Here is an 8,273-nt window from a genome sequence, read left to right on the forward strand (position 1 = left end):
ATGAAAAAAATACTTTTATTCATTTTTCTACTCTCTACTTCTTATAGTTATTCTCAAACAGTAATGTATAAGATTGCAAATGTTTTTATTGGAAATTATTCTGAAGAACAAGTAAAAACTACTTTGGAAAAAGCAATGAAAATGTATAACATGCCTATTAACGACGATAACAGACTTAAAGCTGCAAGTTGCGTTTTATCACTTCGTAAATACAACAAAGATAAATTTAGCGAAATGCAGATTTTAGAACACATGATTAAATCAAACAATGGGAAAAGGCTATCATTTCCAGACCAAGCAGGGCTTTCTTCTACGCTCTTATTACGCCAATAAATGCCTTAATTTCCGACATTGTTCCAACATTTTTTATAAAACACTGATATGCAAGCCATTACAATAAGTCAAATAATCCCTACACGGTCACTAAATACAAAGAAGCACTTAACATCAAAAGTTAAGTGCTTCTTTGCTTCACAGACAAATATTATTCTCCACTCGGAACATCAATATTTTCTCCAAAAATATATTTCCCAAACCACTGATAATTATGCCAAAAAGCAGCTAAACGTTCCTTTGGCTTGGTAATCCCATGACCAAAACCTTTATAAACCACCAACTTAGTAGGTACACCAACATCTTGCAGACCTTGTAATAATTCGTACGCATCCGAAATCGGCACTCGTTTATCAAATTCTCCGTGTTGAATCAAAGTTGGAGTTTTGGCATTCAAAATATTAGTCATTGGACTAGTTTTCTTATAAATTTCAGGATCTTTCCACGGATTTGCTTTTAAGTATTGCCGAGTAAAAGGATGAATATCGGTACTAACATAGTATGTTACCCAATTTGAAATACCTGCTCCGACCGAAATAGCTTTGAAACGATTAGTATTTGTGGTTAGAAATGCTGAAATATAACCGCCTTGACTCCAGCCCATACAACCCATTTTTTCGGAATCAACAAAGCCTTGTTTTTCTAAAGACTCAACGCCCGACATTACATCTTCCATGTCACCAACGCCTAAATTTCGAACATTCAACGAGCGAAATTTTTCACCATATCCTGCCGAACCCCGATAATTTGGACGTAAAACGATTGCACCTTTTTCAGTCCACTGCAATATCGGATATACATACCCAGGAATTGGCGTAGGCGTATCTATTCCCGTTGGTCCACCATGAATGACAACCAGTAATGGGTATTTTTTGGTGGGGTCAAAATTTCGGGGTTTATGCAAAACTCCTTCTATTTCTGTGCCATCTTTGCTTTTCCATTTTACGATTTCACTCACGGGCGTGTTCCACAGTTCTATTTGTTTATTAAAATTGGTGAGTTTTTGAGATTTTCCATCGACCATTTTATACACTTCGGGTATCGAATTTACACCTCTGCCTATGTACGCCATATTTTTTCCATCAATAGAAAAAGAAACTAAACTTACATAGTCAGGCAAGCCCTGTATCTGTGTAAATCTATTGGAAGAAGGATTCAATTGAAACAAATTCAATTGAGAAGCTCGCTGACTGGCTTGAAAGAAAATACCTTCTGGGTTCCAGTCTAAAGTATTCTTATTTTCATCAAAATTGGTGGCTAATTCTACGGCAGTACCACCAGCAATAGCGATTCGAAACAACCTATTATTTTTATAAAACTGTGATAATGTGTCAGTTACATCACTCAGAAACAAAATTTCTTTTGAATCGGGCGACCAAGTATCAAAATAATCGCCAGCAGGATTTTTGACTAAAGAAGTGATTTTTTTTGACTCAATTTCTATCATAGAAATATCGGACTTGATCGAAGAACTTATCAATGGATTGGGTTGGTGGTTAAATGCAAGCTTCATTCCGTCGGGCGACCAACCAAAACCAGTGACTGTGAATTTTCCATCGGTTAGTCGAATGGCCTTTGGGAAAGTTATACAATCTTTTTTCTTGGTAGAATCCTTTGTGTCGTAGCAAGGTTTTTCATTGGGCAATGGCATCATATCAGGCAAAAAATCAATCATCCAAAGGTGTGAAAGAGAAAACTCTTCATCGTCAAACGCAAAACCGCCGTAGCGTTCTTTAACACTCTTTTGCTTTTTACTTTCGGTTTCATTTTTTGTAAAAGCTAAAAATTTTCCATTAGGTGACCAATCAAAACCTTGAATTCCTTCTTCTTCTTTTGTAATAGCTTGAGCTTCACCTCCCACAGTTTTAACAACAAAAACCTGCGTTTTATCGCCTCTATCGGCTAAAAATGCTAACCATTTTCCATCAGGTGACCATTTGGGCGAACTACTGCTACCTTTTTGAGTACGTGTAAGTTGAAAAGCTTCTTCGCCTTTGATAGATAACCAAATTTCTGTATCGTAGCTATTTTCTTTCCAGTCGGTTGAAGTTACTGTAAAAGCTACGTTGTTGCCATCGGGCGAAATCACCGGACTACCGCATTGGCGAAGCGAAATGAATTGTTCAAAACTAATGGAACTATTTTGTTGGGCAGTTGCAAAAAAACAAGCTGTCAGCAACAAGAAAGAAATAATAAGTGTCTTTTTCATATCATAAGGAAATTTGAGGGGCGAGGTGTTTTTGTAGCAAATTAAGTGATGTTAAGCTAATTTACCTTCATGCTAGCTCAAGATTTTTTCAAACTTTGTATTATAATTCAACATTCTCGTACAAGGTAGTTTTACAATACTACAAAATTGTCAGAGAGTAAAAAAACCAATACAAAATTCAAAATATTGTCTTAAATTGTGTCAAGTACCGATTTAGATATTACCTAACCTTCTTATACATGAAAATTCGCCATAAAGTTTTGTTTTTTCTCTTCCTGCTATCCATCATTACGTTTCTCGATCGAGTTTGTATGAACGTGGTTAGTAAATACGTAAAAGCCGATTTAGATCTTGACAATCAATCATTTGGTTATATTTTGGGAGCTTTTTCATTGGCTTATGCTCTCTTTGAACTACCCACAGGCATCTTAGGCGATCGTATCGGTCCTCGAAAAGTATTGACTCGTGTAGTGATTTGGTGGTCGGGTTTTACGGCTCTCACAGGTACCGCTTTTGGCTTCGTTTACTTATTAATTGTGCGTTTTTTGTTTGGTATTGGTGAGGCAGGGGCATACCCCAACGCGGCAATCGTTATCTCTCGTTGGTTTCCAACAGTTGAGGTGGGTAGAGCACAATCTGTGATATGGGCAGCAGGCAGAATCGGTGGTGCATTAACGCCACTTATAGTCATACCTTTAGTACATGCTGTTGGCTGGCGAACGGCATTTTTTATACTCGGAATTGTAGGAACTCTTTGGGCAACAGCTTGGTATTTTTGGTTTAAAGATAACCCCGCTGAACATAAAGACATTACCCAAAAAGAGATAGAAGAAATTGAATCTGGAAGAAAAGAAACTACCTCAAATCATAAAATTGATTGGAAAATTATTGTTAAAAATCGTAATATTTGGCTACTAATGTTGATGTGTCATTTGTTCTTTTATGCTGCATATTTTTTTACCAATTGGTCTTCAACATACTTTCAAGAAGGACGACACATGAGCGAAGCACAAACTAAAAACTTCATTTCTTTGTCTTATTTTTTGGGAGCAATTGGCTGTATTGTAGGGGGTTTTGCCAGTGATATTTTGAGCAAAAAATGGGGACTTAAACTCGGCAGACGTATTGTAGGAGTAACTGGATTAGGCTCATCGAGTATCTGTTTTTTGGGTGCTGGACTAACGACAAATAATGAATTGGCGGGTTATTTATTGGCATTATGCGTACTACTAAAAGATTTGACTTTACCTGTAGCTTTTGCCGTTTGTGTTGACATTGGCAAGCAAAACTCAGGTACCGTAACAGGTGCTATGAACTTTGCAGGGCAAATGGGTGGGTTTTTTATAACTATTATTTTTGGTGTAATCGTACAGCAAACTGGTAATTTCAACTATCCACTTTTCCTAATTGCAGGATGTTTATTAGTGGCTTCGGCACTATGGTTTTTCATTGACCCTACGAAGACGATTAGCTCTGAATCTTGAGTTTAGACCTCATTAAATCTCATAATTCAAAACTTTCATAACTTCAATAATATCATGCTTGCTCGTTAGGTCAGGCAGTACATCAGAAATCTGAATCGTGAAGATACTTTGAGGTTTTTCGCTTGCCCAGAGTCGCACGGTAACAGGAATTTCTTTTTCATTTCTGATAGGATGCAAAGGTGTTTTTTCTAAAAATGGGAGTAAATCTGCTGCCGTAAAAGCAAAAATATTCCAACTAATGCCAATACGAGGCATTGTTTTTACGATTTCTGCCCACTCATCTTCATTTGGTTTTTCGAGTAAATCGGTCAAATATCCAGCCCCATCTTTCTTGATAATAGCACAATTTCTTACTCTTTCCAAGGAATATCCTACGGTGTCCCAATCGAGTAAAGCATTTAGATAAGTTTCGTCCAACAATAATTTAAACGCCTCAACAGGATATAAGTTATCGCCATTACAGACAATAAATCGACTACTTTTCCATGAAGGAAATTGTGCTAAAGCCTGTTCAATTGCATCGGCTGTACCCAAGGGTTTTGCTCTTCCTTCGGGAATATGCTGACGTGCAAACGCTATTTTCAAACCCCAACTTTTGCCTTCTTGCATCAATTTTCCGTAGTGAGGCTGTGAGACCGTATCCTTTGGATTAAGCAATAGAATCGCTTCTTTTACCCCTGCTTGGGCAGCATTATATAATACGTAATCAAGAAAAGGTCGTCCGTCTTTACCAAGTCCAATCATTGATTTGGGAAGCGTATTTGCTTGTTCAATGAGTTTTGGGTCAAGGTCAGAATTCTCTTCAATACTTCTCTTCATTCGGGACGACATTCCCCCTGCTAATATTAATAATTTCATCTTTATGATTTATTATATAACCATCACTACCAACACACGCAACCCCTTGTGTCTCTACCTGACCACCAAAATTTTTCCAAAATATTTATTTTCAATTCCTAAACGTATTAAGTATTTCCCCGCAGGAAAATTAGTTAAAGGAATTGTTTTTGAGTATTTGCCAATGGGGAGTTTTTCTTCTGCTAATTGTTTTATATTTCTACCCATCATGTCAACTACAGATATGTGAGTATTGGCATTTTGTTTCAAATAAAAACTTACAACTACCTGACCATCAGCAGGATTTGGCGAAATACTCCATTCTACCAAGTTATTTTCTGGCTCAGTACCTGTGATACTTGATGAGATTTTTACCTCGGTAACGTCTTTTAAAATTTTATTGTCAGGGTCAAAAACTACTTGAGTTACCTCCCCCGCTGGCTTTGCAATCTGAATTAAATGCGAAGCCTTGTCAATAAATACTGTCGTAATTGATTCTCCTTGTGAAGTGACGATTTTTATATCAACAGGCATTGAAAAATATTCAGGTATAGTATTTTTAGTTTGATTAATTGTCAAATTCAACATTGCCGTTGCGTCATTAACGGTCCATCCATAAGTGTATTTTGGATAACTTTCGCCGTAAATCCATTCTTTAAAAAAGTAATCTAATTTCAATCCTGTGGTTTCTTCTGCAACTTTCTGAAAGTCTTCAGTTACGGCTGAATTGTAGGCAATACTCGAAACTAAATAGTTTTGAAGAATTTTAAAAAACTTCTCTTCACCCACTATTCCACGCAACATATGTAATACAATTGCACCTTTGGCATAGCTACGGTTATTACTAAAAATCTCGCTTTCGCTACTAATATTTTGTACATAAACACTTCCAACTGCCTTTTTTGCCTTAGTAATATTGGCATTTATATTGGTTTGATAGCTACTTTTTCCACCAAGAGCTTCGGCATAAATAGCTTCGGCATAAGTTGCAAAACCTTCATTTAGCCAAATATTTTCCCAATTTTTACAGGTAATTTTATCGCCAAACCATTGATGTGCAAGCTCGTGAGCCACCAAACTCCCGCCATAGCTATTAATAGATGTACAAGTTTGATGCTCCATTCCTCCGCCAAAATCGCATTGAGCATGACCATATTTCTCTTTGATAAATGGATATAGTCCAAATTTTTCAGAAAAGAGTTTTAGCATAAATGGTGTTTGATCGAGTTGGGTTTTTGTAGTAGCAGTAAACGTTTCGGGATAAACATAATGCGTAATTACCATCGAATCGGGCGGCGTTCCGTTGGTAGTTGAATACTTAAAGTAGTTTTTATATTCAATATAATTTGAACAAGCAATCGAAATCAAATAATGAGCAATCGGATAACGATTTTTCCATTGATAAGTTTTTGTATTATCCTTGTTATCAAGCACTTGCATTAAAGTTCCATTAGAAACTGAAACAAATTCTTTGGGCATTGTTATCCAAACATCCGACGAATCTGCTTTGTCAGACGGCGTATCTTTGCACGGAAACCAGTCGGGAGCTCCATAAGGTTCGCTCAAACTCCAAACAACGGGTTGTTGAGTATTGCCATGCGTTGCAAACGAAAAACTACCAAATCCAGAACTCGCTGGTTTGCCTTGATAATAAACAATGACACTAATCGTTTGATTTTCGGTATATTGTTTGTCGAGTGTGATAGTTACTTTGCTTGCATCTTGCAAAAAACCAAGTTTTTTTGAAGCTAACTTCACCGAATCAACCTTTAGAATATTTCTCAAATCTAAAAAGAAAGAAGAAATAGCCGATTTTGCTTTCAAGCCAATAGTAGCTTCGCCTTTCAAATATTGTTGAGCATGAGAAAGATTTAGGTTTAATTTATAATAAGTTACATCTATTTTATCATCGCCTGGGTACGCAATTCGAGCTTTGCTTGCTTTGTTCATTCGTTTAAAAGCTATCTGCTTCGACTCCGAGCAAATCGTTGCTCCATCTTCTTGGGCAAAACTCAGAATAGGTAAAAAGCTAATAATGAATACTTTAAATAGATTTTTCATTGTATGAATTTGGATTTATAGAAGTTTTAAAACTCCCAACGGTAACTCAAAATTGGAATTAAACCAAGCTGATATTGTCTAACGATTTTTTGTTGCAAAATATCATAATAGCTATACGATGTATTTTGGTAAGATGCCACATTCTGAATATCTAAAGCAAGGGTTCTTGAATATTTTTGTTTTGATTTTTTTAAATATATACGAAAATCTGGGCGAAAGTAGTCGGGTTGTTTCACTGTAAAGGCTTCCGAACTACTATAAATCAATCGTTTATTTTCTATTGAAGCTGCCTCGTTAATTTCCCTTTCATAATATCCCCCCAACCAAACAACTCTAAGACTTGTACCAAGCATACGATTTTTGGTTCTCTCCCACTCTTTTCCAATAGTTAGATTGAAAATATACTTGCCATTGTATCTACTATTCCTTTTTATACCATCCAAGCCCATATAAGTTGCATTATAAAAGGTGGCATTTGTAAGGGCATAAAAACCATTGGTTAAGTATTGTTGGTAGGTAAGTTCGATACCATAATTTTCGCCAGTGCCTAAGTTTTGTAAAGGTTCGTTTGTAAAATCCTCCACTAAATTTATAGATGAAAAAGTCGGATTCAAAGTTGAAATTGGCACATTAAATAATCGCTGATAATATAATTCTGCTTTCAAATATGAGCCTTTCTTGAATGAACGCTTCGAACTTAACACATAATGATGAGCCTTTGTGAATTGAAGCAAAGCATTCGGCAAAAAATTACCACTATTAATATTGGCTTGTGCAAAATAAACTTGTGCTGGTTGAAGCTGACTATGCAAGCCATAAGCAAAGCTAATAGACTGATTATTAGCGAGTTGATAATTAATCGAGAGGCGTGGTTCAAAAGATTTTGTTCGGTTGAATGTATAATTGAGGTAGTGCAAACCAATATTAGTTGTCAATTTTGGCGAAAGCGAAAACTGCCAGTTCATATATGGTTGAACAATTAGACCTTCTGCTTGTCCGACCGATTTTTTATCTGAAGAAAGTGAGTAAAGTTTATCGTATTGATGTGTAATAAATACACCAACTTTCAAGGTATTTCGAGCATCAATTTTATAGCTAAAACTACTTGAAAAAGAGATTTTATTCCTTGATACGGTATCAATTTGAGATAAATATCGTTGAAAAGTTTTTTTACTCAACACATAGCCATCTCTTGCACTTTCCAAGCCTGATGCTGTCAAAACGGTACGCCAAAGCATCTTTTCGCTCAAACGTACATTGTGCGTTACACCAATCGCACCCATTATATTTTTATAACTAATATCAAATCCATCTTTTTGCACTTTCCATAAAGTAGTATCTCGCAGACC

At 36.2% G+C, this 8,273-nt stretch carries 5 protein-coding genes and 1 pseudogene; 2 read left to right on the top strand and 4 right to left on the bottom strand.

The genetic code is table 11. The annotated features are described in order from the left end of the window. On the top strand, positions 1–333 hold a 333-nt coding region (locus ACH2CJ_RS21050), incomplete at its 5' end, for a hypothetical protein (RefSeq protein ID WP_394996340.1). 151 nt (positions 334–484) lie between these two features. On the opposite strand, the gene ACH2CJ_RS21055 is transcribed toward ACH2CJ_RS21050, so the two are convergent. Then, entirely contained in the window at positions 485–2,542 is a 2,058-nt protein-coding gene (locus ACH2CJ_RS21055) for a S9 family peptidase (protein WP_394996343.1), read from the bottom strand. 239 nt (positions 2,543–2,781) lie between these two features. Here ACH2CJ_RS21055 and ACH2CJ_RS21060 point away from each other — a divergent pair, with 239 nt between their 5' ends. After that, positions 2,782–4,026 (top strand): MFS transporter, encoded by a 1,245-nt coding sequence (locus tag ACH2CJ_RS21060; RefSeq protein WP_394996345.1) that lies wholly within the window; start codon positions 2,782–2,784, stop codon positions 4,024–4,026. 12 nt (positions 4,027–4,038) lie between these two features. Here the strand turns inward: ACH2CJ_RS21060 and ACH2CJ_RS21065 are convergent, their stop codons facing one another. The 3 genes and pseudogenes from ACH2CJ_RS21065 to ACH2CJ_RS21075 all read right to left on the bottom strand — a co-directional run. Beyond that, entirely contained in the window at positions 4,039–4,884 is an 846-nt protein-coding gene (locus ACH2CJ_RS21065; RefSeq protein ID WP_394996348.1) for a sugar phosphate nucleotidyltransferase, read from the bottom strand. 54 nt (positions 4,885–4,938) lie between these two features. Continuing rightward, positions 4,939–6,924 carry a M1 family aminopeptidase gene (locus ACH2CJ_RS21070; RefSeq protein WP_394996350.1) on the bottom strand — a complete coding sequence of 662 codons (1,986 nt, stop codon included), beginning with the start codon at positions 6,922–6,924 and terminating at the stop codon, positions 4,939–4,941. 26 nt (positions 6,925–6,950) lie between these two features. Next, positions 6,951–8,273: pseudogene (locus ACH2CJ_RS21075) on the bottom strand (TonB-dependent receptor); the annotation flags it as partial.

Source organism: Emticicia sp. (assembly GCF_043780375.1).
In the GTDB taxonomy this organism is placed as follows: Bacteria; Bacteroidota; Bacteroidia; order Cytophagales; family Spirosomataceae; genus Emticicia.

What these genes read in the sequence shown, in the direction of transcription:
- ACH2CJ_RS21070 (WP_394996350.1), bottom strand. Translation starts at nt 6,924, where the DNA reads ATGAAAAATCTATTTAAAGTATTCATTATTAGCTTTTTACCTATTCTG.
- ACH2CJ_RS21055 (WP_394996343.1), bottom strand. Translation starts at nt 2,542, where the DNA reads ATGAAAAAGACACTTATTATTTCTTTCTTGTTGCTGACAGCTTGTTTT.
- ACH2CJ_RS21060 (WP_394996345.1), top strand. Translation starts at nt 2,782, where the DNA reads ATGAAAATTCGCCATAAAGTTTTGTTTTTTCTCTTCCTGCTATCCATC.
- ACH2CJ_RS21065 (WP_394996348.1), bottom strand. Translation starts at nt 4,884, where the DNA reads ATGAAATTATTAATATTAGCAGGGGGAATGTCGTCCCGAATGAAGAGA.